Raw genomic sequence first — 26,342 nt, forward strand, 5'->3', positions numbered from 1 at the left:
GCATCGACCAGATCCGCGACCCTCGGTGAAGCTCACGTCGAAGGAAGGTGGCCGGATTTCCCTCGTCCTCGTGAGAGAGCCGTCGCGACGCTCGACACCAGCGCCCGGGTGCAAGGCAGTGCCACCGCCTGACCACCGGCGCGACACTTTCTACAAAGTCTGTTACTTACAGACCAACGGACTTTCGGATTTCCGCCTCCGACGCGCCCGCGATCCGGTCGCTCTCCCTGAGAAGAAGGTCGATCGCCACCCGGATGAGGGTGTTCTCCGTGATTCGTTCCGTTCCAGCAGGCCTGGTTCGAGTTAGCCGACGTGCATGTGCGGTCAGTGCGGTGTACTGATCGTCTCGTACCCTCGTCTCCTTCCTGGCGAAGGACCGGTAGCCGGCTTCCCCCGCCGGCGCCTGACGAGATGCAGGAGCCTCTTCCACCCGTGCGGACCTCGACGGCTCGGCGGACTCCGCCGGCTCCGTTGCTGCCACAGGTGGAGTGGGCGACGATTCCCCCTGGCGGGGCGTGGAAAGCATCGCGCTGAGATCTTGGCGGGCCATCAGGCGCTCCTCGGGGTCGAGTGCGCCCAGATGGAGGTGAGCTCCAGGGCGACTGCGTTGTAGTCGTAGATCGCGTTGGCGGTCTGTCTGGTGTCGGGGTATTGCGTCACCACGTCCCCGGTGAGAGGTGAGTCACTGATTGATTTGTACTGCCGTATGTGCTGCTTGAAGCGAGGGAGCCCAAGACTGACATCCACCAGCTTGACCCAGTCTTCAAGGAGGTTCGGGACACGCATGTCCACCTTGCCGAGCAAGACCCGGTACGGAACGCCCCGTGGCTCGATGAGCTGGCTGATCGTGTTGCGCGTCGGATCGACAGCAAGCGCTTCTGGAACCATCGGCACGATCGCGAAGTCGGAGACGTCGAGAACGGCACCGAGGATCGCCGTGTCAGTCAGATTGCCTGGCGTATCGACGAAGACGACGTCGTACGGCAGTTCCCGCAGACGCGTGAGCGTGTTCGGGTCAGTGTTCTCCGCGAAATCGAAGGGCAGCTTCTCCCCCGCCCGAGCCGCCCACATGGTGGTCGACTGCTGAGGGTCGACATCGACCACCAGCACTCGTGCGTTCTTGGCAGCGACGGCCGCCAGGTTCATCAGGCTTGTTGTCTTCCCGACCCCGCCCTTCTGATTAGCCAGGGACACGATGCGCATAAATGGTCCTCCCACTTCCGTAGTTACAGACTACCAAACTCCGGCGCGGCCGGCGACCCTGGAACTCTGTAACTTGTGAGTCAACAGCTCTCGCCCCTTCGTCGATGCGGCCGATCGCGATGCGAGCCAGCTTGGGCCCTTTAACGAATCTACAGACTTTGTGTCTTTGTACCTTCGGCGCCAAACCCGGTCGGCTCGGGTTCTCCGTCAAGTCGTCGAGAACCATCTACGCCGTACCGCGCACATGTCCACCGCTGGGCATGCTGCTCCGCACGATGCTCATCACAGGTCCTTCGACTTCCGTAGTTACAGACTACGGACCTTCGGATCACACGGATTCCGGAACTCTGTAACTGACGAGTGATCGATTCCTGCCCTTCGACGATGCGGCGGATCAGACGCTTGCGAGCTCGTATCACATTGACAGACTTACAGACTCCGCATGTTTGTACCTTTGGCGCAAGGCTCGTCCCCGTCGAAGCCACCACGAAATCGCGCGCTCTTGCTCTGGCTGCAACCCACCAGCGAGATTCGGCCACTAACAGACTTACAGAGTCTGGACCTCTGTAGAGACCCCTATGCGCTCTGCTGAGAATGGAATCTTGCCGGGCCGGAAATGCGGATTGCAGAGTTCGTGACTTTGTTTCTTCCGTACAACAGCCGAATCAGTGGTCTGCCCACGGCCGATATCTGCTCGACCAGCCATCCAACGCCCCACCGACGTGACATCAGTACAGACTTCGTAGATTCGGAGGTTGCAGAGTTCGGAACTTGAGCCAGGTCAATAGTCCGGAAGACCGCGTCTGCCGTAGTTACAGAGTTCGAGACTTCACAGCACGAAAGGGTTCGGACCAGCAGTCCGATGCGTTGTAAGTCTGTGCATTTGGTAGTTACAGAGTTCGGAATTCGTCACCAGGTGTTGCCTGCAACAAACGAGGCCAAGCTAGAGCTAGCGAACGTACGGCGTCGCCAGTGTGCCGCGCGGAGCGCGGTTCGCCCAGCGTGTTCTGGCATATAGAGAGAGCGAGCGGCGGCTCATCGCGCAAACGGGTCCTCTGTAGGTCCCGGCGAGCCCGAGACCATCTGCCCTCCGACCATGGCGTTTAGGAACCGAGTCGATGGCGGCCCAAAACCTTTGGTGTCGAAGGCTGTGTCGACCACGCCGAGAAACACGTGGGAGTTCTTGGGGGAGAGGTCGGTGAGGATGACGCCGACCCGACGATACGACCCCCTCGCGCAGACGAGCGCGCAGCGTCCTGGTCGCAACACGGGACGATCACCACCGGGTAGTCAGTGGGGACCGGGAAGCCGGCGAGCCCACCGCCGAAATCTTGCGGTGCGCCCGCGAACGGCGACAACGAAGCGAACACGCTCCTTGTCACCGACCCGTGCGCCGGCCGCCGGTGGGAGGCGCGCTGCGCTCAGACGGACAGCACCTGCTCCCTCCTGATCAGCGCAGGGCCTGAGTCGCACAAGTCCGCCGGCTTACACGCGCCGCCCGACGTTCCTGGCGACCGCGGCGCGCACCGCTCAGCTGGTCCTCGCCGCTCGGCGACATCGCCGTCGACGCCGAACAAGGACCCGTCGACCAAGCGCACCTGCTGCCAGTCCGAGTAGCGGCCCAGCAGTTCGATCACCCGGCCGGTGAGTTCCGCGTACAGCTCGTCGATACTCGACCCCGCGCCCCCTTCGTGAGGCGGCCCGAGCGGATCAGCGGCTCGATCGTGGACCACGGCATGCCCGTTTTCCGTCCGGACCTTTTTCCCCTGATCCGCGCGCGCCAACACGCACTCGTCCTTGTTCGAGAGCACGACGATGGCCATCCGGCGAGCCTGGGGTCGAAGAACCGCCGCAGCTCACGGGGAAGCTGTTCACGTCGACCCCACCGATGCGCCGCTCACAGCACACGGTGCAACCGGTGCACGCCGACGGCGACGACGTCCAAGAACTGGAAGTCGGTCAGCTCGGGAACGAGGACCGGCTGATACTCCGAGTTCTCGGCACGCAGGATCACGCCGCCGGGGGAGAGGTATTCGGATACGACGACGTCCGCGGATACGAGGAACCAGAGTCTCACGGCGTCCTTCGCCGAGATCGAGATCCGTTCAACGGTCGTCACCCTTAGTCGTCACCCTTATTTGACCGTCTCAGCGCGCTCCGAACATTTGCTCAAGACGGCTGATTGCCGCTCGGAGGATCTGAAAGCTCGATCGAAGACCAAGGACAGTGGGGGAGTGGTTCCGCGCGTCGACACCGATCGAGGTGCACAGGTGTCGACGGTCGGACAGCAGCCGAAAGCTAAGCGGCAGTGGAGGACCACCAGAGGGAACCGGGGGCGAGCATGCCGGTGCGTCCCCAGTGGAGGGCTTCTCGGTGATCGCCTCGGCCGGCGGCGTCACGAGGGTATAGCGGCCAGACCCGTTCTCCGGCGGAGGAGTCGTCGAACAGGGGGCGACTGGTGATGTGCGGTCGTCGAGGGCGTGCTCTTGGTGCGGACGAGCGATGCGCGAGCTCGGCCTGCCACCAGGCCCAGACTTCGCGTTCGATGCTGTAACGGTGGGCGCGATCCTCGAGAAGCCCGTCGACGCCGAGAGCTCGTGCTGCAGTGACGCGTAAGTCGCGAAGGGATCGTCTCCATCCATCGGTGTGCTTGACGATGAGGCGGTGGCTGCGAAGTCGGGACAGGTTTGTGGCGGCAGTTCGGGCCGTCACTCCGAGCATCCGCGCAGTGCTGTCGACGGTCACGGACGCTTCGCGGCGCAGCAGCGCGTAGATCTTCCCAGCGAGGTGTCCGAGGCCTGGGCGGGTGAAGAGATCGTGGCGAGCGTCGGTGAGTTCGTTCTCGACCCGGTCGAGGATCACCGCTCGCTCCGAAAAAACCTGGCCCGGGGGGCGGGGGTTATTAGGTGGTTGTGTCCGAACCGTGCTGGGACCTGTGGAGAGTGGGCCGGTCAAGCGCCATTCGCTCGCGTTGCTGCCGTCGGCGCGGGCGATGAGTTGGACGTAGCCGTCCTCGCGGAGCGTCCGTAGTGCGCTGGCCGCGGTAGTGCGGCCGAGGCCGGAGAGCAGGGCGAGATCGCGGACGGAGGCGGCGACGGTGCGCTTGCCTGTGTGGAGCGAGAGGTATGCGAGGGCGGTGAGGATTGTCCGCTCGGAGGTGGCGCGCTCGGTGCGACCCCATCGGCCCGGGTTCACGCGGAACCGCTCGAGGAGGTCGCCGACGGCCGCGATGATGCCCTCGAGCTCCGTCAGATCGCGAGGCTCCCGCTGAGAGGGCAAGACGGCGTGCAGGGCCGCGAACTCGAGCGCCTTTTCCCACTGGCGACCGAGTCGCTCGGCGGCCTCGTCACGCGCTCGAGGGCGGCGGCCACCTCGACCGGTGTTCTTCGTGCGGTAGTGCTCCATTCCGGGCGCGGTCTGGGCTGCGTGCTGGACGTCGGTCAGTGTCCAGCCGGCGTGCGCGGCCGAGAGCAGGCACATGAACGCGGTCCACGACGGGTTCGCGCCACCACCGGCGGTAGTCATATGGGCCGCACCCGCAGCGCTCAGCGCACGGTGAGCGCGGTGCTGCAGGACGACCGCGTCCTGAGTCGGCGCGAAGTAGCGGCGCCCCGAAGGCGTCGCTTCGAGGACGGCCGCAACCGCGAGCAGCGAAGCAGGCAGTACGACCGGCTCCAGCAGATCCTCGACGCGGCCTCGCAGCAGCGTCGACAGGCTGCCGTCGCGATGAGGAGACAGGGGAGGGCGGGCAGCACCCGTGCGCGGGTTGTGCAGCATGCCGTGATCCAGCGTGCGGAAGTTCGCCTTCGCAGCGGTCGCCAACCGGTCGACATCGGCTGCGGCAGCACCGCCACGGACGGCGATCCACAGGTGGCGGCCCCCGGTGCCGGAGGACTCGCACACGACGTGAGAAACCTGATGCTCATCGAGGACAGCCGAGAGTGCGTCGCAGTCATCGACGGCCTGTTCCATCAGGTCGGGGTCGACCCCGTGTGAGTCCTTGCCGTCGAAGTCGAAGCAGAGCAGTCGGAAGACGCCGGCGGAGTCCGCGAGGTAGATCGCCCAGGGGGTACTCGGGGCAACGGCGGAGACCAGGAACGCCGTGGGGTACGCGTTCTCGTCCAGGCGCCCGTAGGCGTCGCGACGCATCGTCCGGACGGTGTCGCGCGGGCTGAGTCGCCGGGTCAGTGACCATGCGTCGCCGCCGAGCGTCGACGAGCCGTGACGGCTCGCTGAAAGATTCATCCTTGAATCTCTCAGCCCGTCGTGTAATCTTTCGGGCATAGAGAAGCCTCCCGCGAGGGTGGTGACTTGATTAGCTCTGAACCCGGGCTTTGGTCGGCAGTGGGTTCTGAGCTACGAAACTTGGTGAGGCCCGCTTCGGCGGGCCTCCTTCGTTTAAGCGGCTGGGATCGGCAGCTCCTCTGCTTGGGGTCGCGGTGCAGCGACGAGCGGGAGCGCACCGTTCGTCTGAACGAGCTCGCGCAGGAAGGTATCGAGGTAGTAGGCCAAGGAGACGCCGCTGGCCGCCGCGGCCGCCTTCACTTCCTCACGGACGTCCGGAGTGACGCGTGCCTGAAGCAGCACGGTGGGAGCATTGTCTGCTCGCTTTGCACGACCCTTGATTGCGCTCATACGAGCAGTCTTCTGAGCGAATGCATGCATTTTGGGGATGTCGCTCGGCGTGTCTACGAACGTCCCGTCGAACGCGGTAGCGACGAACGGCGACTCAACGATCGCTCGAGCAACGTCAGCTGATCGCGTTGCGACACGCCGACGAGTGAAGCTCGTCGTAGTTCGCTGCGAGGGCGTGGGTATGATGCCAGACATGGAGAAGCCTCCCGTGAGGGCTGGTGACTTTGGATGGGACGAACCTCTAGGTCGGCAAACTGTGAGGGTTCGAACTACGTAACTTAGATCGGCCCGCCGCGTCAGCGGCGGGCCGCTTTCTATTAAGCGGCGGAGATGTGCGCCTCCTGGTCGATGTCGAACGTCGGTGCCAGCACGGGCAGGTGCCCGGTGGAGTCGCGGAGCTGCTGAAGCAGGAGTTCGAAGTACAACGAGCGCGAGACGCCCGAGGCCTTCGCTGCGCCGTCGACGTCGTCCTTCAATACGGGCGGCATCTGAACCTCGACGGGCACGGTGACGGCGCCATTGCGCGCGCGTCGCTTCTGCTTGATCGGAGCCATGCGTCCAGAGTGGTGACTTAACCCCGGCATTGCGTGCGCCACGCCGGTCGCTGGCGGGATCAATCCCGGGATTAAGCATGATCGCCGCAGTGACGCGGTCGCGACGGATCGACGAAGGCCGTGAAGGCCTCCAGCCCGCGGCCGGTACGGTCTTCGTCCAACAGCCATGCCGGAACTGTACCAAATACGGTCCGGCAGTGTTACCGACTTAGGTACACGCTGTCAGCTCAGCGCGCGCCGCCGTCCGATCCACTCGCAGATCGAGGCGTCGAACTCGTCTGGTGCGACGTTGTACTCCCAGGCATGCGCAGCCGGCGGGAGCAGGGCTAGCTCGCTCCGCTCAGCGTTCACGCTCACGAAGGCCCGTGACAACGAGGCAGGCACCTCCCGATCTCCGTCTGAGTGGATGAGGAGGGTCGGAACGGTGAGTCTCGGTCCTCGGGTCCAGTCCAGGGCATCGAAGTCGATGGGTCTCGGAAGTCCGACGAGGGCGCTGAGAGAGCGAGTGGAGAGCGCGAACGTCCCAAGCGCACCCACGACCGATGGCAGATGAGCTCGGCGCGCTCCAGCCTGAATGACCTGCCGCCAGTCAGTGGCGGGTGCGATGAGAACGAGGGCTGCGATGAGATGGCGGTGTGGAGACCGCTCAGAGAGCTGAAGAGCAATGCCGCCGCCGAGGGACCAGCCGAACAGAACGATGCTGTGCGCGCCGTGCTCCACGGCGTAGTTGATCGCAGCATCGACGTCATCCGATTCAGTTTGGCCGAGAGTCGACACCCCGTTCTTCGTTGATGGCCCATCTCCGTCACCTCGGAACGAAGGAACGAGCGACGTGTAGCCGAGCTTGCGTGCCGCCGGGACTGAACGCAGCGCGGTGATGCGGGTGGTGCGGATGCCGTGCACGTGGATCGCCCAGGTTGTTCCGCCCTCGCCGCCGGTTGACGGGAAGAGCCACGCTGGACATGGGCCTGTTGGCGAGTCGACGTGGATCTCGCGCACGCGCGGGTCGATGTCCTCAGGACGCGCGAAGACGTGTCCGGTCCATCGGCCTTCGTCAGCGGCGGCGAGATCGCCGCCGGTGACTCGAAGAACCTCGCGGCGAACGGTTCGCTCAATTGTGTCGTGATGAAGGATCCGGCCGACGAGCGCGTGGCCCCGATCGGAGTCGAACCAGAAGCCGTACTCGCCGTCGTGAAGGGTTTCGGGCGTGGCGGGGAGGGTGACGCTGTCCGGGGTCGCCGAGAGGACCTGCACGGTCCTCTTGCGCCCCGGCATTACGACCCGCCGCCCTAGGACGACACCGACGCCTGCCAGCAGGGAGAGGGCAGTCACAGCGGCTCCCGCTACTCCTAAGACAGCTCTCACGCTGACGTGCGGGGCACTCATCGAGTCCAAGCTCTTGTGGTCGCGGGAGAGGCGAGCTGTTCCATCACGATGGCCTCCGCCGCTGCGACGTGACGAGCGTCGGCTGGCGTCAGACGGCCGCGGTGAGCGTTCTCGAAGTCGCGGAGCGCGATTACCAGGTCGTACACCACCGCGATCGATGATTCGTCTCGAGCGCTACTTGCCCCGTTGGTAGCCGGCATCACCGCGAGTCTGCCGGCGAGGCGGCGAAGTCTCCGTGCATGCCGGCTGAGTCGTGCCTCACGCATGGCCTTCGACAGAGTGAATGAGGCGATTCCGGTGACGATGAGGATCACGCCGCAGTAAAACAGGAAGTCGAACGCGTTCCGCAGGAGGACGCGGAAACCGAGATCGGTGACCTCGATGTGGTCGAGGGACAGGACGATGATCTCGTCGATGCAGGCGAGGATGACGAGGCTGCTGCCTGCGACGAAGAAGCCGTAGGAGCGCGCTTTTCTGCGACGGAGACCGAGCAGGAGCATCGTCGAGATGGCGAGGATCGCCGTCATGTAGATGCTGGCGTAAAGCCAGGTACCTGTCTGGGAGATGTGCTCGGTGATGAAGGTTTTCGAGGTGGGTTCCTTGTCGGTGATGAACAGGAACGGCACGACGAAGGACATGAGCATGGCGGCGAGGATGAGCTTCCTCGTCCAGAATTGCGGGGTGCTGCGGGACTGAAGGAGGGCTGCTCTCATGACCAACCAGAACGCGGTGGTCGCCAGGACGTTCTGGGCGAGGTTGATGTAGTTCTCGCCTCCGAGGAACCGGTCCAATCCGGGATGGACTCGGGTGAGGAGCGCGAGGGAGCCGACTCCGCTCGCGAGCCAGGACAACCGGCTCGAGGGCTGGGAGACAGCAGCGGGGATCCGGGCGACGAAGACGACGGCGAGGACCACGAGAGCGATTAGGGCTAGCGCCTGCATCTACCCGAAGACCTCCTCGTCCTCCCGGAAACGAGGACGCAGGAGTGAGCGGGAAAGAAGATGGGCGAGGTGCTCTGCTTCGCCTTCGAGGATGCGCCGGTCCCCATCAACGTTCTGGAGGTCCTCCGAGCGGCCTGCTTCTAGCAGTCGGCCGCGGACGACTCCGTTCGTCCCCCGATAAGAGGCGACGGAAGAGTCGTCCCCTAGGACGTTGCAGCCGGGGTGGCGGAGGGCGATATGAGCTAGTTCGTGCAGGATGCAGTGCATCTGGTAGAGCCGGGTATCGGTCGAGCGGTAGAGAATCTGGGCCTCGTCGGGAAAATCGACCCAGAGAGCTGTGAGCGTCTGCCAGTCATCGTCGTCGATGGCATCGACGTGGATCGGTTTGCCGTGCAGGTCAGAGACATGCGTGAGGAGGGCATCCAGGGTCTGATCGTCCTGGAACCGGTTCTCCTCGAACGTCTGCGTCGTGCGTGCGGCGACGTCGGCGTGTTCGAACCACAGGGCTTCGTTGCTCTGGGTGGTGCTCATTCGGTTGTGCCCTCCTTCGGAGTTCGCTCGATCGACAGAATCGCCTTGGTCACGGCGGCGAGCTGCTTCGCGTTCATGCCACCCAGCGCTCGAGCACTGATTGAGGTGGCTCCGGTAGCTAGTAGCGCCCGGTGGAAACGGATCTCCGCTTCGATGAGCTCGCTGGCTTCGTCTTCACGCCTTGCGGTCAGGTACTCGTAGCTGACGCCGAAGAACTCGCTGAGGCCGACGAGCAGATCGACCGGGAGCCGCGTGGAGCCCTGCAGCTCAAGCAGCTCATCCCAGTCCTTCGGCTCGAAGCTGATGTCACGACCGCGGATGGACTGAACGAGGGTGTCGGGGGTGAAAGTCTGAGTATCCGCACTCGTCGGCCCTTCGGCGAGGAATCGGAGTCTTCGAGCGAACTCCCTGCCGTCGATGCGCTCAGCAGTAAGCTCTCCGCCACCGTCGTCCGGGTTCGGAGAAGACGCGAGCTGCAGCACTTCGTACGGTTCAACCCCGAAGGCTCCAGCGAGCTTCTCGATGTCGTTGGTGGTGAACGGCGCTTCGCCGCGCAGACGGATGTAGAAGTAGTTCGCCGAGATGCCTGCAGCACGGATGAGTTCGGTGTTGGTCAGCCGCGCACGATCGCGGAGCGTCTCGACTGCGCGGACCACGCGTCGCGAAAAGTCCGTCGGTCCCGGCGCCGGTCGTCTAGCCACCCATGGAATGTACCAAAGATGATATAAGCCCATTTCGGTAACCGAGCCGGGTTGCAATCGCTACCTAAATCGGTAGCTTTGTCGTGTGCCCGCTTCTTCGTCTCGGTACTCAACCGTCTTGCTCGCCCTCGTCGCCTCCCTCCTCGTGAGCGGCTGCTCGTCGGCTTCGACGAGTGAGGCGTCTCATGAGAATGAGTCCCCGAAGACCGCCTCACCTTCCCCCAGCACCCAGCTCTCATCGCAGACGCCGACTCCCGAGGGCGTACAGCCGGTCGATGCGGAGCCGTCCCCAGAGCCCTCTCCGGTGAGCAGAACCGTCGCGATCGCGACGGAAGCGGTGGTGGCGTTCTGCCGTCCAACACTCGGTTACGACACCTGGATCAGCGAGCTCTACCCGTTCTTGAGCCAGCGGGCAGCAGTGGCCTACCGGACGGTCGACCCGGCAAACGTGCCCTGCACGAGCCTCACGGGCGCTGCGACCGTCCGCGACGGTGACGGCGCGTTCACGATGCACGTCCTCGTCCCCACCGACGCGGGGGAGTACTCCGTGTACGTCCACCGCACCAGCGAAAGCACTCCCTGGGCCGTCGAGCAGATCACCCCTCTGGCCTCGGAGTAGCCGGATGGAGAAGGGGGGACTGGGGGTGCTGGCGGCGGTCATGGTGCCCGTCGTGGCGGTCGCGATGCTGTTGTGGGTGCTGTTCTTCGGCGGCTCCGCTGCCGCGGCATGCCTGCCGGGCGGGGGGCCCGTCAACGTCTCCGCCATCCCCGCGGACGCGAAGGTCGGCACCTATGGACACGACCAGCTCGTGAACGCGGCACTGATCGTGAACGCGGGGGCAGCGAAGGGGCTCGGCGCGGACGGGCAGACGCTGGGCGTGCAGACGGCGATCGGAGAGTCCTCCCTGGTGAACATCACCTACGGGGACGGGGCGATCAACCCGGATGGGTCGGTCGCTGACTCGATCGGCCTGTTCCAGCAGCAGTCGAGCTGGGGCACCGTCGAGCAGCGCATGGACCCGACGACCTCGGCGGGCTTCTTCTACGACCGCCTCGTGGCCGTCGAGGGCTGGCAGGCGATGGAGCCGTCCATCGCGATCAACAAGGTCCAGCGCAACGCCGACCCGAACCACTACACGAAGTACCGCGCCGACGCCGTGGCGATCATGACCTACCTGGGCAGCCTCGGCAGCAGCACGACCGCACCTACGGCGACGACCGCCCCGGTCAGCATCCCGTCGACGCCGACCGGCACCGCACCCGCGACTCCTGCGCCGGTTGGTGGATGTGTCGCCGTCTCGGGCGACGCGCAAGCCCTCGCGGCCGGACTCGTCACGGCGATGGAGGAGGGCAGGCTACGCCTGCTCGAGGACCGCTACGCGCAGCAGATCCGCGACATGGCCGCCGGTACCGCCAAGGAGAACTGCGGCATCGACGTTCGCATCCTCCAGATCATCACCATCGCGCTGAACACGTTCGGAAAGGTCGGCGTCTCCGACCTCAACCGCCAGTGCACCGGATCCCTCCTGGGCGCCGGCACCGGCTCCTCTCACTGGATGAACGGCGGCGGCAACGCCGTCGACTTCTTCTCCTTCGACGGCACGGCCACGACCGGCTGCGACGCGAACGCGCTCACGCTCCTCACCGTCCTAGACCCACAGGTTCCGGCGGGCTCGCGTGCCGGGCAGATCCAGTGCCGCTCGACCAGCTACCAGCACATCACCCAGTTCACAGACACCCCAAACCACCTGCACTTCGACGTCGCCTACGCCGACGGCCCCCTTACCACCGGATAGCCGGACCTTTTCGGCGCCCTAACCGGCGGTGCCGAACACCCCGCACCACCACCACACGAAACGGAGAACACCATGTCTGTACTCGCCCTCACCTCCGACCTGATCACAGCCGCCGGCAGCTTCGGGGCCGTCGTCCCCGACCCGGGCCCCGGGGGCATGCCGCCCGGATTCGAGGCCTTCACCACCGTCATGGGCTGGGCCAAGTGGGTCGGCCTCGGCGTCGCCGTCGTCGGCCTGATCATCCTCGGCGTCACCATGACCGTCTCCGCCCGCCGCGGCGAAGGCGGAGAGATCGGCGGCTGGCTCGGCCGACTCCTCGTCGGCGTGATCATCGTGTCCGCCGCGTTCACGATCGTCGGCTTCCTCATGGGCAGCTAGCGCACGAGGACACCGACCGGCATCACCAACGAGAGGCACGACGTCATGAGCGACACGCAGTCCCGCAACCCGTTCACCAGTCGAGGATTCATCTTCGGAGCGATCGTCTTCGGAATTCTCGTCCTGGCCGCGATCCTGCTCGCCGTCACGTCCCTGGACAGTGGTGGCGGGCAGGGCACCGCCGTGCCCGCCACCACTGCAACGCCCACCTCCCAGGCCTCAGAGCTCGACGCCGATGCTGCGAGCATCTGCGGCCTCCCTGGACTCGACGAGAGCGGCAGCCTCGCTGCCGCACCCGACGCGGAGTGGACCATCGTCGGGACCATGGCAGCGCCCTCCTCGGACGATGCAGGGCCTGGCGTCGTCGACGCCGACGGAGTCCGCAGCTGCTACGCGCACACCGTGGAAGGCGCAGCGTTCGCCGTGGCGAATCTCTGGGCGATGGGAACGGACGGCCGTCTGAGCGACCTCGTCACCGAACGCCTCACCGTCCCCGGCCCCGGTCGAGACGCCGCGCTGGCCCGCGAGACCACTCAAAGCAACACCGGCCTGAGCTCCCAGATCGCCGGCGTGAAAGTCCTCGCCTACGACGGCCAGAACGCCACCATCGACATCGCCTTCCAGATCTCCGACGGACGTCTCATCAGCTTCCCCTACGCCCTCAGCTGGTCCGAGGGCGACTGGAAGTTCGTGCTCACCGACGACGGACTCCCCACCTTCCGCCCGGTCGCTCTGCAGAGCCTCGGCGGCTACCTCCCTTGGAGCGGCACCACATGACCCCAGTCCCCGACAAAGAGCCGTGCTCCGTCGTCGACGTTCTCTGCTGGACCGGAGAAGGCATCGGCAACGTCGTCTCGCAGGCGTCGAACGACGCTCTGCAGCAGTTCGTCAACAACATCCTGGAGGGCTTCGGCAAAGCGGTCGTCTCGCTCGGCACCCTCTGGGTGAACGTTCCCTCCCCGGTGACCGTCGTCGACCGGGGAGGCGGCGTTAACGGCGGCGGCACCCCGCCCCTGCCGGAGTCGTTCGAGACGATCCTCGGCTACGTGACGTGGGTCGCCGCGGGCCTCGCGGTCATGTCGCTGATCATCGCGGGCGTCATGATGAGCACCCGTCGCCGCCACGGCGACGGCGAAGCGCACATGGGACGTATCGGCGTCATCATCTTCGCCGTCTTCCTGCTCTCCTCCGCCTCCGCCCTCGTGACAGGGTTCCTGCCCTTGGCGCTACACCTGAATGAGTCCTCGAGCACCGTCGGCTGGGTGCAGGGGCAGCTCGAGTGGTACGCCGGCGGGCTCGCGATCCTCTCGATCCTCGTCGCCGCCGGCCGCATGGTGTGGACGCAGCGTGCAGGCGAGCTGCGCACCCTCGCCCGGTCGGTGCTGACGCTGATCGCCGTCTCCGGAGCGGGACTCGTCGTAATCCGCCTCGCCACGCAAGCCGGGGACGCGTTCTCGGTCTGGATCCTCAACAACTCCACCGACTGCGACGTCACCAACAGTGAGAGCAACTGCTTCGGCACCAACGTCTTCGCGATGATCTCTCTCACCGCAACCGCTCCCATCGGCCTGATCGGCCTCTTCCTCCTCGGGATCCTCGCCGTGCTGATGACGTACGTCCAGGTCGCGCTCATGGTGTTCCGCGGCGCGATGCTCGTCGTCCTCGCCGGCATCTTCCCGATCGCCGCGGCCGCGACCAACACCGAGATCGGGCAGCAGTGGTTCAAGAAAACCCTTGCCTGGACTCTCGCGTTCATCCTCTACAAGCCGGCCGCGGCGATCGTCTACGCGATCGCCTTCCGAATGACCGGCACCGACCTGTTCAAATCGGACGGCACCGGGCTGTTCCAGATCGTCACCGGCCTCGCGCTGATGCTCATCGCACTCGTCGCACTGCCCGCCCTGATGCGCTTCCTCGTCCCCGCCGTCGCCTCGGTAGGCGGCGGCGGGGGCGGGGCCGGCCTCCTGCTCGCTGCGGCCGCGGCCGGTGGAGCGGCGGAGATTGCCAACGGAGCGATCCGCTCGCGCAGCGGAGGCGACAGCGGCGGGGGAGGAGGAACGCCCGGCGGCGGTGGCTTCGGCTCCGCACCGTCCGGCAGCAGCGCCTCCGCAGGCAGCAAGGGGTCACCCGCTGCGATCCCGGCAGGCGGCGGCGCAGCAGGCGGCGGAGCAGCTGGCGGAGCTGCGGCCGGCGGTGGCGCAGCTGCGGGCGGTGCGGCGGCAGGCGGTGGTGCCGCGGCCGCGGCTGGCGGCCCGATCGGTGTCGGCCTTGCGGTGGCCGGGAAGGCCGCCGAGGGCGCGAAGCACGCAGCAGGAGCGGTCAAGGCCGCCACGGACGACGCCACTGGCGGCAACGGAAGCGGGAACTGATGAGCACGGCAACTCCTACGCGCAGCGCTGAGGCGCCGCGCACGTACGGCAACTGGCGCCGCCCGCAGACCGCGGGACTCGGCGGCCTCGGACAGCTCGCCACAGGCGTGCTGTTCGTCGGCATCCTCTCCTCGATCATCGCGTCGATGTTCTCCGGCCTCGGAGCCGCACTCGTCGTCGCCGCGATCTTCGGCGGGATCTTGCTGACGGTTTCAGTGAAAGACAAGCACGGGCAGAGCGCCCTCGGAAGGACGGTGAATCGCGTGAACTGGATGCGCACGAAGGCCAAGGGAGCGAACATCTACCGTTCCGGTCCTACGGGTCGAGCGAAGTGGGGCACGTTCCAGCTCCCCGGACTCGCCGCGGCGTCGCAGCTCTCCGAGCACGAGGACTCCCACGGGCGCCGATTCGCGCTCGTGCACGTCCCCACGACCAAGCACTACACCGTCGTGATCGCCACCGAGCCGGACGGCGCCGCGCTGGTAGATCAGGAGCAGGTCAACAACCAGGTCGCGGAGTACGGCATCTGGCTCTCCAACCTCGGAGACGAGCCCGGCATCGAGGCCGCCTCCATCACCGTCGAGACGGCCCCCGACACCGGCACGCGCCTGCGCTCGGAAGTCGAGGGGTCGATGGACCCCGATGCGCCAGAGTTCGCTCGAGCGATGCTCTCGGAGGTCGTCAGCAGCTACCCGGTCGGGTCGGCCACGATCCGCGCCTACGTCGCGATCACCTTCTCCTCCCTCTCCCGCATCGGCGGGAAGCGCCGCAACGCGAAGGAAGTCGCCGCCGACCTCGCCGCCCGCCTGCCCGGCCTGACGACGAGCCTTGCCGCGACAGGGGCCGGCGCTGCGCGGCCGCTCGGTGCTCAGGAGCTGTGCGAGGTGATCCGGATCGCCTACGACCCCGCCGCCGCCGTCCTGATCGATGAGGCCCGCGCCTCGGGTGACGTGCCCGAGCTGTCTTGGACGGACGTCGGTCCCGCGGCCGCTGAGTCCCGGTGGGAGTCGTACCGGCACGACGGCGCCGTGTCCACGTCGTGGACGATGACCTCCCCGCCGCGCGGCGTCGTGCAGTCCGGGATCCTCGCGCGCCTGCTCGCGCCGCACCGCGACGTCGCCCGCAAGCGCGTCACCCTGCTCTACCGCCCCATCGACCCGGCCCGCGCCGCGGCGATCGTGGAGGCGGACCTGAACGCGGCGCAATTCAACAGCTCCGCGTCGACCAAGCCCACCGCCCGCTCGACCCTCTCCACCCGCTCCGCCCAGGCGACCGCGGCGGAAGAGGCGTCCGGCGCGGGCCTGCTCAACTTCGGCCTGATCGTCACCGCGACGACCACTGACGCTGTGCACGAGGCGGACGCGCGCGCGGCGATCGACTCGCTGACCGCCGCCGCGCGTCTTCGGGTGCGGCCGGCGTTCGGGTCGCAGGACACCGTCTTCGCTGCAGGTCTGCCGCTGGGGCTCGTGCTCCCGCGTCACCTGCGCCTGCCCACCGAAGTGAGGGAGTCCCTGTGAGCCTGATCACCTGCCTGTTCTCCTCGAACAGCAACAACGAGCTCGAACCCGGCGAGGACGCCCTGCCGGACGGAGCGGTCACCGCCGCCCACGGCGATACGGCGGGGGAGGAGCTGACCGGCGACGGCATGCCCACCGGCGCCGTGTCGTCCTCGGCAGAGCCTGGCACCGATACGACGGCACCCTCGCGGCGGGCTGCGCGCGGGCAGGGCGAAGCTCCGGCCCCGGGAGCGGCGGTCGCTCAGCGCCCGACGCTCACCAGAGAGCGCACCACCCCGCGCACCCGGCGTCGGGAAGGGAAGAAGATCGAGATCCCGCACGGCGGGAAGAAGAAGAGCCAGGGGACGGCGCTGCGCCGTCCTCTGCGCCCGAGCATTCGCGGGTGGCTCGGTCGCGGCGGTGGTGAAGCCGTCAACGTCACGGCCGCGGATGAGTTCCGCGGGACGACCGTGCAGGTGTGCGGGCTCTACCCGTTCTCGGTCGGGACGGGTACGCCGATGATCGGGGTGCCGCTGGGGAAGAACCTCTCCACCGGCGCCTCCGTCTGCTGCGACCCGATCAGCTGGTTCCAGCGCGCGAACCTCATCAGCAACCCGTCGATGTTCGTGCTCGGCAAGCCCGGCCTGGGGAAGTCCTCGCTGACCCGCCGCATGGCCGCCGGCCTCGCCGGGTACGGCACGATCCCGCTCGTGCTGGGCGACTTGAAGCCGGATTACGTGGATCTGATCGAAGCGCTCGACGGGCAGGTGATCCCTCTTGGCCGTGGCCGCGGGTACCTGAACATCCTCGATCCCGGCGAGGCGTCGGAGGCGGCACAGCGCCTGCGCGATGAGGCCGACCGCTCGCTCGAGCGGGCCGACGAGCTCGCGCACCAGGTCGACGCGCTCGGCGTCTCCGACGACACCGCGGCGATGATCGCGGAGGTCGGCCGGCTGCGCAAGCACGCCGCGAAGGTGCAGCGCCTCGCGCACCAGGTCCTCGCGGACGCCCACGGCCGCCGGCACACGATGGTCGCAGCGCTGCTGACGATCCTCCGCTCCCAGCCGCCGAGTGACCGTGAAGAGACGATCATCGACCGGGCGCTGAAGTACCTGGACGAGCACCACCAGGGCGTGCCGGTCCTCGCGGATCTGCTGCGCGTCATCCAGGAAGCGCCGGACGAGGTTCGTCAGGTCGCGTTGGACCGAGGGAACATCGAGAAGTACAAGGACGTCACCGAGAACCTCGAAGCCTCCCTCATCGGCCTCACCACCGGTGGACGTCTGGGCGAGGTGTTCTCGAAGCAGACGACCACGCCGATGCGTCGGGACCGGCCCGTCGTCTACGACGTGTCGTCGATCGATGACTCCGAAGGCGACCTCCAGGCCGCGATCCTCCTCGCCTGCTGGTCCGCGGGCTTCGGGACCGTCAACGTCGCGGCCGCCCTCGCGGACGCGGAGCTCGAACCGCAGCGGCACTACTTCGTCATCCTGGACGAGCTGTGGCGCGCGCTGCGCGCGGGCAAGGGCATGGTCGATCGCGTCGACGCGCTCACCCGCCTCAACCGTGCGCGCGGCGTGGGCCTGGCGATGATCAGCCACACCATGTCCGACCTCCTCGCACTGGCCTCTTCGGAGGATCAGATGAAGGCGAAGGGCTTCGTGGAACGCTCCGGCATGGTCATCTGCGGCGGCCTCCCCGGCGCGGAAATGCCGCTGCTGACCTCGGCCGTGCCGATGTCGATCGCGGAACAGGGGATGCTCACCTCCTGGCAGGATCCGCCCGCCTGGGACCCCGTGTCCGGGCACGAGTCCGAGCCTCCCGGCCGCGGCCGCTTCCTGATCAAGGTCGGCGGACGTCCCGGTATCCCAGTGCGCGTCGAGCTGACCGCAGCAGAGAAGGAGGTCAACGACACCAACAAGCTCTGGCACGCGACCTCCCGCGCCGGCCGCGCAGCAGAGCCACTGCCCACCGATCCCGTGAACGTCGAAATCCTGCCGTGAGCGTCCTCGTCGCTCTCGGCGCGAGCTGCGTCGCGGCCGGAGCCGCCAGCGCGGCGATCATCAGCGCGCTCCGCGCCCGCCAGCGGACCGCGGACCGCGACCGGTTCCTGCTCACCCTCTGCTGGACCGGCGTCGGGCTCCTGGCGAGCTTCGTCGCCTGGAACCAGTGGGACCGGGTGATCGCGTGAGCTGCCCGTCGATGCTCGCGTTCGAGGGCTACCGCTGGACCTGCCAACGAGCGGCGCCGGGAGAGCACGGCTTCCACACGACCGACCTCCCCGTCTCCTTCGCGGAGCGGGGCCTCGCGGTCCTCTCCTGGGGAACCTCGCACCAAGCACCCGCCGACGACTGCACCCCGCAGTGGACCGGCCCGATCTACACGGAGGAGCACGCATGAGCGCCACCGCCAACAACCGCCGCCGCGAACCCGGCAAGTCGGGCAACGACGCTCTCATGCTCGGCGCCGCCCTCACCGCGATCGCCGCGATCGCGATCGTCTGGGTGGCCGTCGCGGTCGGGTCGCAGCTCGACGGAGTGAACGAGGGCCTACCCTCCGATCCGTTCGAAATCATCTCGGGCCTGTTCCGCGGCCGAGTGGTGTGGTCGACGTCCGCAACGATGATCGCCGCGGCCGCCGTCGCGGTCATCGTCCTCGTCGCCCTCTGGCTCGTGTGGATGCGCTCGCTCGGACGGAAGAACCGCTCGAGCGTCGACCACGCCGCCCGATACATGGCGACCCCGCGCGACCTGGCGCCGATGATGCGCAAGCAGGCGTTGAAGAAGTCCGCCCGCCTCGGCGTCGCTGAGAACCCCGGCGTCCCGGTGGGCCGGCTGCACCTGGGGAAGCAGATGCTCTACGCCTCGTTCGAGGACATGATGCTGCTGATCGCCGGCCCCCGCGTGGGCAAGTCGACCTCCCTCGTCATCCCCGCGATCATGGCCGCCCCCGGCGCCGTGGTCACGACGTCGAACAAGCGCGACGTGCTCGACGCAACCCGCGACGTGCGCGCCGCCAAAGGCCACGTGTGGGTCTTCGACCCGCAGCGCGTCGCGTTCGAGGACGCGACCTGGTGGTGGAACCCCCTCTCTTACGTCACCGACGACACCAAGGCCGCCAAGCTCGCGACGCACTTCGCCTCCGGCACCCGAGCGATGAACGCGAAAACCGACGCCTACTTCGACGGCAAAGGCCAAGAGTTGCTGTCCGACCTACTGCTCGCGGCCGCGGCCGGGAACCGGCCGATCAGCGACGTGCTGCTCTGGCTGACCTCCGTCGAGGACGAAACCCCCGTCGAGCTCCTGCACGACAACGGCTACCCCGCCAACGCGCGAGCGGTCCGCGGCATCATGAACACCGCCGACAAGGCCCGCGACGGGATCTACTCGACCGCGCAGGGCATGGCCGTGTGCCTGAAGAGCGCCGCGACCGCCGACTGGGTGAACGCCCGCCCGAACGACACCCGCCAGCAGTTCGTCCCCGAGACATTCGTCACGTCGACCCAGACGCTGTACTCGCTGTCGAAGGAGGGCGCCGGCACCGCCGGCCCCCTCGTCACCGCCCTGACCGCCGCGACCATCGAGGCCGCGGAGGAGCATGCCGCGCGCTCCCGCGGAGGGCGCCTCGCAACGCCCCTCGTCGCCGTCCTCGATGAGGCCGCGAACGTGTGCCGGTGGAAGGACCTCCCCGACCTGTACTCGCACTACGGCTCGCGCGGGATCCCGATCATGGCCGTGTTCCAGTCCTGGTCCCAGGGCGTCGGCGTCTTCGGGAAGGAAGGCATGCTCAAGCTCTGGTCCGCCGCGAACGTGAAGCTGTACGCCGGCGGAGTCGCAGAGGACGAGTTCCTGCGCACCCTCTCCGAGCTGATCGGTACCTACGACAAGGAGACCACCTCCGCCAGCTACAACAAGGGCGTCCGGTCGACCACCTCGGCGCTGCGCCGAGAGAAGATCCTCGAAGTCGCCGACCTCACCAGCATGGGCCGCGGACGCGCGATCATGCTCTCCTCCGGCGCCCGCGCCGCCCTCGTCGACACCGTGCCCTGGTACAGCGGCCCCAAGGAGCAGGTCGCCGCGATCAACGCCTCCATCGCCGCCCACGACGCCAGCAGCGGACCCGCGAACTCCGCGCCGGTATCGCCCGTCGTGACGGTGATGCCGCCGCGAGAGGCGCAGCGGTCGACGGATGTCGATGCGGCGCTCCGGGGCGAGTGATGAGCGACGAGGACGTGTTCGACGTCGACGTCTACGCAGATCCTTTCTCGCCGGCCGCCCCACCCGTCAGACTGCGCACCGCAGAAGCAGAGGAACCAGACGAGGAGGAGGTGCCGCAGACGTACTTCGGTTCAGCCGACGAGTGGGTCCGGAAGTTCCTCCTGCCCTCCTACCGGCGCCGCGTCACGGCCAAGGGCCAGAGCGCCGGCGACCGGTGGGCGGCCGAGTGGTGGAGCAGCGTCGAGGCGCTGACCCGCATCGAAGCCCTCTGGCGGATGTGGGAAGAGATCCGGACCAGTGCCGGGTCTCTGAGCGCGTACTGGATCAACCACCTCGACCCCCACATGCGAGTCCTACTCTCGCCTAGCGGCCCGTTCGCGACGTCGACAGACGAGAACCGGGCTGGCGAAATACTTCCTTACACCGCACCGCCAGCAGGAATGTTCCCGTCAGATTTGCAAGCCTGAGCCCTCGGCGACCGAGATCGCCTTGATGCTGTCCGTGTCAGGAATCTGCTCGGCGCCCACCTCTCCGATCTCGACGGTCTGCGCGGGCCATCGGTCCGTCCTGGCATGCGGACACCTGCTGGATGACCTTCAGAGCCAGCCGCATGAACTCGCGGGTGGCCGGGGAGATGGAGGCGTTCCGGCGGGTGACGAAGGCGTAGTGCTCGACGATCGGCGGCTCCAGCAGGGCCCAGTGCAGTCCGCGCGACTGGATGAGCGACCGGCCGACGAAATAGGAGACGAGCGAGTCCCCGACTCCCTGGGCAGCGAGCTCGAGCGCGTGCGTCTGGAACTCGACCTCGATCATCGGATCGAGGGTCACTCCGGCCTGCTGCGCGTGCGCGAGAAGGGAGACGCGCAGGGGGTCGTCCTTCGACCAGCGCGCCTCCGAGAGGATCAGCGGCCGGTCGGCGAGCTCGTGGATGCCGACCGGTCTGCTGGTGCGTCCGGGATCGACGGAGACGTAGACGACGGAGTCGGTGAAGACCGGCGGCGTGAGGTCGAGTTCACGGTCGTCGACCGGCAGCTGCACGATCCCGGCCTCGAGCTCGCCCGAGCGGACGGCGTCGGCGACCTCGGCCGAGTTCAGGCCGACGACGCGGATGCGCACGGACGGGTGCAGCTCGTGGAACTCGCGGATCAGATCCGTCAGCAGGTAGAGGTGAGCGCTGTTGAAGGTGCCGAAGGAGACCGTGCCCTCCTCCAGGGCCTGGACGCCGCGGCCGGACTCCACGAAACGCTCGGCCTCGGCCAGCACGCGCTCGGCGAGAGGCAGCAGCTGCTTCCCCGAGTCGGTCAGGAGCAGCTTCCGCGAGGTGCGGGTGAAAAGGACGACGTCGAGCGTGCGCTCGAGGGTGGCGATCTGCTCGGAGAGACTCGGCTGGGCGATGTGACGAGCGTTCGCTGCGGCGGCGAAGGTGCCCAGGCGCGCGGCGCAGACGAAGTAGTCGAGCTGTCGCAGCGTCGGCATGGAGGGCATCGCGGGACGGCCTTTCTCTAGTTTTCTCCTTGAGTGGACCCATCGTATTCAGCATTGCCCTAGGTCGGTGCCGCTGGTCTGCTGGTCCTGCACCGCGACGGGTCGTCCAGACCGGCCGCACGAGGACGAGGAGCCCGCCGAGAATGAGCACCAGCAGAGATCGCATCGCCGTCGTCACGGGCGCGGGGAGCGGTATGGGCCGCAGCACCGCCGACGTCTTCCTCCGCGAGGGCTGGACGGTCGTCGCCCTCGACGTCGCGCCGATCGACGAGGACGTCGACGGCCCGGGCCGGCTGATCTCCGCCGTCGCCGACGTCCGCTCGCGCGACGCCGTCCGAGCGGCCCTGCAGGAGGCGCTCCCGGGCGGTGAGCGGATCGACGCCGTCGCGAACATCGCCGGGATCTACCCGCCGTCCACGCTCGCCGACTTCTCGGAGGAGACCTACCGGCGCATCTTCGACATCAACGTCCTCGGCGTCCTCAACGTGATCGCTGAGTCGGTTCCCCGGATGGCCGCGAACGCGTCGGTCGTGAACTTCGCCTCCGTCGACGCCTTCGCCGTGTCGCCGGGGCAGCTGCTCTATGGGGCGTCGAAGGCGGCCGTGGTCATGCTGACCAAGGAGCTCGCCCTCGAACTCGCTCCCTCCGGCATCCGCGTCAATGGGATCGCTCCGGGCTGGGTCGCCACCCCGGGCAACGCGGCCACCGGTCGGATGGAGGCGGCCGCCTCCTCGATCCCGCTCGGTCGTGTCGCCCAGCCGGAGGAGATCGCGGAGTGGGTGTGGCTGCTCTCGCAGGGCGATCACGCGGCGTTCCTGACGGGGGAGACGCTCGTGCTCTCCGGCGGAGACGTGATGCGCTGATGACGATCGTGATCACCGGCGCCGCCCGCGGGCAGGGCGCGGCGCATGCCCGCCACCTCGCCGGGCTCGGCCGCAGCGTCGTCCTGACGGACGTCCTTGATGAGGCGGGTGATGCCATCGCCGGCTCGATCCGGGATCAGGGCGGTGACGCGATCTACCGTCACCTCGATGTGTCGGACGAGAGCGCCTGGGCAGCCCTGGCGGCCGAGCTGGGCCCGGTCGCCGGACTGGTGAACAACGCGGGGGTCCTCCGCCACTCCGCTCTCGGCGCGACCACCCTCGCGAGCTGGGAGCTCCACCACCGGATCAACACGACCGGCCCGTTCCTCGGCATCAAGCACCTCGCGCCGCTGATGGGCGCCGGCGGATCGATCGTCACCGTCTCGTCCACCGCCGCTCTCGCGGGTTCGGTCGGCTACGGCGCGTACAGCTCCTCGAAGGCCGCCCTCCTCGGGCTCACCCGCGTCGCGGCGGCCGAGTACGCGCCGCTCGTCCGGGTCAACGCGATCTGCCCGGGCGGGGTCTCCACACCGATGAACGACGACGAGCCGGCCGGCGGCAGCAGCAGCTCCGCCCCGCTCGGCCGTCGCGCGCACGCCGACGAGATCTCACCGCTCATCGCCTTCCTCCTCTCCGACGCGGCGTCCTTCGTCACGGGCGCCGTCTGGCCCATCGACGGCGGACTCACCGCGGTCTGACGACCGCACTGCCCTTCCCGCGACCTCCGCCTGCACGTCCACCCCACCGCACCCGACAGCACCAAGAAACGGACCCGACCATGCTCCGCTCGAATCTGACCCGCCGCATCGCCGCCACCACCGCGCTCGCCGGTGCGGCCGCTCTCGCCCTGGTGGGCTGCTCCGCGTCCACCGCCGCCACCACCGTCGCCGACGACTGCACTCCCGCCGACTCCGGACTCACCACCTACACGCCCGGGACCCTCACCGTCGGCGTCCCGGAGAACCCGCCGTACACCCAGACCTCCGGCAGCAGCGCCTCCGGCCTCGAGATCGAGATCGTCGAGAAGCTCGCCGCGGCCGAGTGCCTCGACCTCGCCTACGTCCCGATCACGTACGCCAACGGCATCCCGATGATCAGCGAGCAGAAGAAGACCGACATGATCACCGGCGGCTGGTACGTCACCGAGGCCCGCGCCGAGCAGGTCGGCTTCACCAGCCCGACCTACTACGACTCCATGGCGATCATCTCGAAGGACGGCATCGACACCGTCGAGGGCCTGGAGGGGATCGGTGCTGTCGGCAGCGGCGCGGGGTTCTCCTGGGAGGCGGACATGAGCGCGATCCTCGGCAGCAGCTTCTCCAACTACCCCGGCACCGTCGAGATGAAGCAGGACCTGCAGAGCGGACGGATCCAGGCCGCCCTCGACGGCTACGGCGTCGCGAAGTACGCCTACAAGGACACCGACTTCCAGGTCGAGGTGGCCCAGCCCGACGACCGGGTCGCGATCACCACCAGCGCGCCCGTCGCGGCGTTCCCGATCGCCAAGGAGAACACCGCGCTCTCCGACGCGTTCAGCGCGCTGATCGACCAGTACCGCGAGGACGGCACGCTCGCCGGCTTCCTGGCGGACTACGACCTCGACGAGTCCCTCCTCATCCCGGCGGACGTCGCCGCGACCTCCCTCCGCTAGACCCCTCGGGGCGCTGGATCGTCCCAGCGCCCCCACCCACTCCCAACCGACCCGAGGAGTCCCCATGGACGTCCCCCTGCTCACCAGGCCGAACGACCTGCCGCTCGCCGGTGTCCGGCTCACCGGCATCTCGAAGAGCTTCGGCCAGCACCTCGTGCTCGACGACATCTCGATGACCGTCGCGCCCGGCAGCGTGACCGCGCTGATCGGGCCCTCGGGCTCGGGCAAGAGCACGCTGCTGCGCTGCGTCAACCTGCTCGAGATCCCCGACGCCGGCACGATCGCGGTCGGCTCCAAGTCGGTCGAGGCGGGCGGCAAGGTCTCCGAGCGCGACCTGCTCGCGCTACGCCGCCAGGTCGGCATGGTGTTCCAGTCGTTCAACCTCTTCCCGCACTTCACCGTGCTGCGCAACATCGCCTTCCCGCAGGAGAAGATCCTCGGCCGCAGCCGCGAGGAGGCGGAGGCGCGCGCGCTGACCCTCCTCGAGCGTGTGGGGCTGAAGGACAAGGCGCACCAGCACCCCGGCAAGTGCTCCGGAGGGCAGCAGCAGCGGATCGCGATCGTGCGCGCGCTCGCGCTCGATCCGAAGGCGATGCTCTTCGACGAGCCGACCAGCGCACTCGACCCGGAGGTCGGCGTCGAGGTGCTGGCGGTGATGCGCGAGCTCGCCGACACCGGCATGACGATGATCGTCGTCACCCACGAGATGCAGTTCGCGCGCGACGTGGGCGACCACCTCGTCGTGATGGCCGAGGGCCGCATCATCGAGAAGGGCGCTCCGGAGGCCGTGATGGCGGACCCGCGGGAGGAGCGCACTCGCCGCTTCCTCAGCGCCGTGCTGGACCGCTGATGGAGCTGCTCCTCGCCGTGCTGGCCGGGCTGCCGCTGACGCTCCTGGTCACCGCCGCGGCGTTCGCGATCGGCCTCCTCCTGGGCGTGCCGATCATGCTCGGCCTGCGGTCGCGGATTGCGCCCCTGCGGCTCGCGACCCGGCTGCTGGTCGACCTGATCCGGGGCGTGCCGACCATCGTCTGGCTCTTCCTGCTCTACTTCGGCGTCTCGCTCGGCACGCTGCGCTTCGACTCGCTCAGCGCCGCGATCGTCGGACTCGGGATCATCTCGGCCGCCTACCTGGCCGAGATCTATCGCGGCGCGTTCCAGACCCTGCCCAGAGGTCAGGGGGAGGCCGCGCAAGCGCTCGGCCTCGGACGCGGCACGACCTTCGTGCGCGTGCTCGCTCCGCAGGCGATCCGCACGGCCCTCCCGTCCCTCACCTCCTATCTGCTCGCGCTGGTGAAGGACTCCTCGATCGCCTCCACGATCGGGGTCGCCGAGGTCGTCTTCGCCGCGACGACCGTCGCCCGCCAGAACCCCGACACCGCGGGACTCACCCCGTTCTTCCTCGCTGCCGCCGTCTACCTCGCCGTCAGCATCCCGCTCGCGATCCTCGCCCGCCGACTCGACACGCGCCTCAGGAGGTCGTACTGATGGATCTCGCCGTCCACCTCCCGAGGCTGCTCGACGGCCTCGTCGTCAGCCTGCAGCTGACCGCGCTCTCCGTCGTCGGCGGGTACCTCGTCGGACTCCTCTTCGCCCTCGGCGCGGCCTCGCTGCGGCCGTGGCTGCGCTGGCCCACGATCGTCCTGATCGAGATCGGCAGGGGCATCCCCGCCCTGGTCGTCCTCTACATCGCCTACTACGGGCTGCCCTCGATCGGCGTCCTGCTCGAGAGCTTCACCGCGGCCGCCTGCGCACTCACCTTCACCGTCGCCGCGTACTCGTCCGAGACCATCCGGGCGGGCCTGCAGTCCGTCCCCCTCTCGCAGCGGGAGGCGTCCGCCGCGCTCGGGCTGAGCGCGATGACCACCTTCACCCGCGTGGTGCTGCCGCAGGGCATGCGCTCCGCCGTGCCGGCGCTGATGGGGCTGGCGATCCAGTCCTTCCAGGGCACGTCCCTCGCGTACTCGATCTCGGTGAACGAGCTGATGAGCCAGTCCTACCAGGTGTCGAACACCACCTTCGAGTACCTCGGCACCTACGCCCTCACCGGCCTGATCTACGTGGCGATCGCCGTTCCGGCGACCTGGCTGTCGATGCTCGTCGAGCGCCAGCTCGCTCGCGGCCACGCCTGATCCG

The 26,342-nt window shown here is 67.7% G+C and carries 28 protein-coding genes; 17 read left to right on the plus strand and 11 right to left on the minus strand.

Translation table 11 applies throughout. From position 1 onward, the window contains the following. Window positions 1–549: 549 nt before the first annotated feature. From MT355_RS19420 to MT355_RS19465, 10 genes are all read right to left on the minus strand, one after another. Window positions 550–1,203, minus strand: a complete 654-nt coding sequence (locus MT355_RS19420; RefSeq protein WP_243600784.1) for a ParA family protein — start codon at window positions 1,201–1,203, stop codon at window positions 550–552. A 1,421-nt stretch (window positions 1,204–2,624) separates the two neighbouring features. After that, on the minus strand, window positions 2,625–3,026 hold the full coding sequence (locus tag MT355_RS19425) for a hypothetical protein (protein ID WP_243600785.1): 402 nt from the start codon (window positions 3,024–3,026) through the stop codon (window positions 2,625–2,627). A gap of 74 nt (window positions 3,027–3,100) precedes the next feature. Further along, window positions 3,101–3,322 carry a hypothetical protein gene (locus tag MT355_RS19430; protein WP_243600786.1) on the minus strand — a complete coding sequence of 74 codons (222 nt, stop codon included), beginning with the start codon at window positions 3,320–3,322 and terminating at the stop codon, window positions 3,101–3,103. 179 nt (window positions 3,323–3,501) lie between these two features. Beyond that, window positions 3,502–5,448 (minus strand): hypothetical protein, encoded by a 1,947-nt coding sequence (locus MT355_RS19435; RefSeq protein ID WP_243600787.1) that lies wholly within the window; start codon window positions 5,446–5,448, stop codon window positions 3,502–3,504. Between the two features lie 153 nt (window positions 5,449–5,601). After that, window positions 5,602–5,838, minus strand: a complete 237-nt coding sequence (locus tag MT355_RS19440) for a hypothetical protein (protein WP_159987120.1) — start codon at window positions 5,836–5,838, stop codon at window positions 5,602–5,604. Window positions 5,839–6,155: 317 nt separating this feature from the next. Continuing rightward, entirely contained in the window at window positions 6,156–6,392 is a 237-nt protein-coding gene (locus MT355_RS19445) for a hypothetical protein (RefSeq protein WP_159987119.1), read from the minus strand. 222 nt (window positions 6,393–6,614) lie between these two features. After that, the gene (locus tag MT355_RS19450; RefSeq protein WP_243600788.1) at window positions 6,615–7,724 is read right to left on the minus strand and encodes a S9 family peptidase; all 1,110 of its coding nucleotides are present in this window, start codon (window positions 7,722–7,724) and stop codon (window positions 6,615–6,617) included. A gap of 50 nt (window positions 7,725–7,774) precedes the next feature. Beyond that, the gene (locus MT355_RS19455) at window positions 7,775–8,692 is read right to left on the minus strand and encodes a hypothetical protein (protein ID WP_243600789.1); all 918 of its coding nucleotides are present in this window, start codon (window positions 8,690–8,692) and stop codon (window positions 7,775–7,777) included. 27 nt (window positions 8,693–8,719) lie between these two features. Continuing rightward, window positions 8,720–9,250 (minus strand): hypothetical protein, encoded by a 531-nt coding sequence (locus MT355_RS19460; RefSeq protein WP_159987116.1) that lies wholly within the window; start codon window positions 9,248–9,250, stop codon window positions 8,720–8,722. After that, window positions 9,247–9,951 carry a helix-turn-helix transcriptional regulator gene (locus tag MT355_RS19465; RefSeq protein ID WP_243600790.1) on the minus strand — a complete coding sequence of 235 codons (705 nt, stop codon included), beginning with the start codon at window positions 9,949–9,951 and terminating at the stop codon, window positions 9,247–9,249. Before MT355_RS19465 ends, MT355_RS19460 begins: the two co-directional genes overlap by 4 nt. A gap of 304 nt (window positions 9,952–10,255) precedes the next feature. On the opposite strand from MT355_RS19465, the gene MT355_RS19470 reads away from it, so the two are divergent. The 11 genes from MT355_RS19470 (at window position 10,256) to MT355_RS19520 (ending at window position 20,674) form a co-directional block, all read left to right on the plus strand. Beyond that, the gene (locus MT355_RS19470; protein ID WP_243600791.1) at window positions 10,256–10,570 is read left to right on the plus strand and encodes a hypothetical protein; all 315 of its coding nucleotides are present in this window, start codon (window positions 10,256–10,258) and stop codon (window positions 10,568–10,570) included. A gap of 4 nt (window positions 10,571–10,574) precedes the next feature. Beyond that, complete coding sequence (locus tag MT355_RS19475; RefSeq protein WP_243600792.1) at window positions 10,575–11,747, plus strand: hypothetical protein; 1,173 nt, start codon at window positions 10,575–10,577, stop codon at window positions 11,745–11,747. Window positions 11,748–11,819: 72 nt separating this feature from the next. Further along, entirely contained in the window at window positions 11,820–12,125 is a 306-nt protein-coding gene (locus MT355_RS19480) for a hypothetical protein (RefSeq protein WP_056045694.1), read from the plus strand. Between the two features lie 45 nt (window positions 12,126–12,170). Next, window positions 12,171–12,902, plus strand: a complete 732-nt coding sequence (locus MT355_RS19485) for a hypothetical protein (RefSeq protein ID WP_243600793.1) — start codon at window positions 12,171–12,173, stop codon at window positions 12,900–12,902. Beyond that, window positions 12,899–14,494 (plus strand): hypothetical protein, encoded by a 1,596-nt coding sequence (locus MT355_RS19490; protein ID WP_243600794.1) that lies wholly within the window; start codon window positions 12,899–12,901, stop codon window positions 14,492–14,494. Before MT355_RS19485 ends, MT355_RS19490 begins: the two co-directional genes overlap by 4 nt. Further along, window positions 14,494–16,011, plus strand: a complete 1,518-nt coding sequence (locus tag MT355_RS19495) for an SCO6880 family protein (protein WP_243600795.1) — start codon at window positions 14,494–14,496, stop codon at window positions 16,009–16,011. The genes MT355_RS19490 and MT355_RS19495 overlap by 1 nt, the downstream gene beginning before the upstream one ends. Beyond that, the gene (locus MT355_RS19500) at window positions 16,008–17,993 is read left to right on the plus strand and encodes an ATP/GTP-binding protein (RefSeq protein ID WP_308197441.1); all 1,986 of its coding nucleotides are present in this window, start codon (window positions 16,008–16,010) and stop codon (window positions 17,991–17,993) included. The genes MT355_RS19495 and MT355_RS19500 overlap by 4 nt, the downstream gene beginning before the upstream one ends. Then, window positions 17,990–18,181 carry a hypothetical protein gene (locus MT355_RS19505; protein WP_243600796.1) on the plus strand — a complete coding sequence of 64 codons (192 nt, stop codon included), beginning with the start codon at window positions 17,990–17,992 and terminating at the stop codon, window positions 18,179–18,181. Before MT355_RS19500 ends, MT355_RS19505 begins: the two co-directional genes overlap by 4 nt. Before the next feature lie 11 nt (window positions 18,182–18,192). After that, on the plus strand, window positions 18,193–18,390 hold the full coding sequence (locus MT355_RS19510; RefSeq protein ID WP_243600797.1) for a hypothetical protein: 198 nt from the start codon (window positions 18,193–18,195) through the stop codon (window positions 18,388–18,390). Next, a complete protein-coding gene (locus MT355_RS19515; RefSeq protein WP_243600798.1) occupies window positions 18,387–20,207 on the plus strand; it encodes a type IV secretory system conjugative DNA transfer family protein in 1,821 nt (606 codons plus the stop codon). The genes MT355_RS19510 and MT355_RS19515 overlap by 4 nt, the downstream gene beginning before the upstream one ends. Continuing rightward, window positions 20,207–20,674: a DUF4913 domain-containing protein gene (locus MT355_RS19520; RefSeq protein WP_243600799.1), complete on the plus strand. Its 468-nt coding sequence runs from the start codon at window positions 20,207–20,209 to the stop codon at window positions 20,672–20,674. Before MT355_RS19515 ends, MT355_RS19520 begins: the two co-directional genes overlap by 1 nt. A 37-nt stretch (window positions 20,675–20,711) precedes the next feature. Here MT355_RS19520 and MT355_RS19525 read toward each other — a convergent pair whose 3' ends face one another. Further along, window positions 20,712–21,692: a LysR family transcriptional regulator gene (locus MT355_RS19525; protein ID WP_243600800.1), complete on the minus strand. Its 981-nt coding sequence runs from the start codon at window positions 21,690–21,692 to the stop codon at window positions 20,712–20,714. Window positions 21,693–21,835: 143 nt separating this feature from the next. On the opposite strand from MT355_RS19525, the gene MT355_RS19530 reads away from it, so the two are divergent. From MT355_RS19530 to MT355_RS19555, 6 genes are all read left to right on the plus strand, one after another. Beyond that, complete coding sequence (locus MT355_RS19530; RefSeq protein WP_243600801.1) at window positions 21,836–22,555, plus strand: SDR family NAD(P)-dependent oxidoreductase; 720 nt, start codon at window positions 21,836–21,838, stop codon at window positions 22,553–22,555. After that, complete coding sequence (locus MT355_RS19535; protein ID WP_243600802.1) at window positions 22,555–23,253, plus strand: SDR family NAD(P)-dependent oxidoreductase; 699 nt, start codon at window positions 22,555–22,557, stop codon at window positions 23,251–23,253. The genes MT355_RS19530 and MT355_RS19535 overlap by 1 nt, the downstream gene beginning before the upstream one ends. Window positions 23,254–23,333: 80 nt before the next feature. Next, window positions 23,334–24,206: an ABC transporter substrate-binding protein gene (locus MT355_RS19540; protein WP_243600803.1), complete on the plus strand. Its 873-nt coding sequence runs from the start codon at window positions 23,334–23,336 to the stop codon at window positions 24,204–24,206. Between the two features lie 64 nt (window positions 24,207–24,270). Further along, window positions 24,271–25,056, plus strand: coding sequence for an amino acid ABC transporter ATP-binding protein (locus MT355_RS19545; protein WP_243600804.1), 786 nt, complete (start codon window positions 24,271–24,273; stop codon window positions 25,054–25,056). Continuing rightward, on the plus strand, window positions 25,056–25,694 hold the full coding sequence (locus MT355_RS19550) for an amino acid ABC transporter permease (RefSeq protein ID WP_243600805.1): 639 nt from the start codon (window positions 25,056–25,058) through the stop codon (window positions 25,692–25,694). Before MT355_RS19545 ends, MT355_RS19550 begins: the two co-directional genes overlap by 1 nt. Continuing rightward, the gene (locus MT355_RS19555; protein ID WP_243600806.1) at window positions 25,694–26,338 is read left to right on the plus strand and encodes an amino acid ABC transporter permease; all 645 of its coding nucleotides are present in this window, start codon (window positions 25,694–25,696) and stop codon (window positions 26,336–26,338) included. The genes MT355_RS19550 and MT355_RS19555 overlap by 1 nt, the downstream gene beginning before the upstream one ends. The last annotated feature ends 4 nt before the right edge of the window (window positions 26,339–26,342 follow it).

It is taken from the genome of Rathayibacter sp. VKM Ac-2929, assembly GCF_022815495.1.
Classification (GTDB): domain Bacteria; phylum Actinomycetota; class Actinomycetes; order Actinomycetales; family Microbacteriaceae; genus Rathayibacter; species Rathayibacter festucae.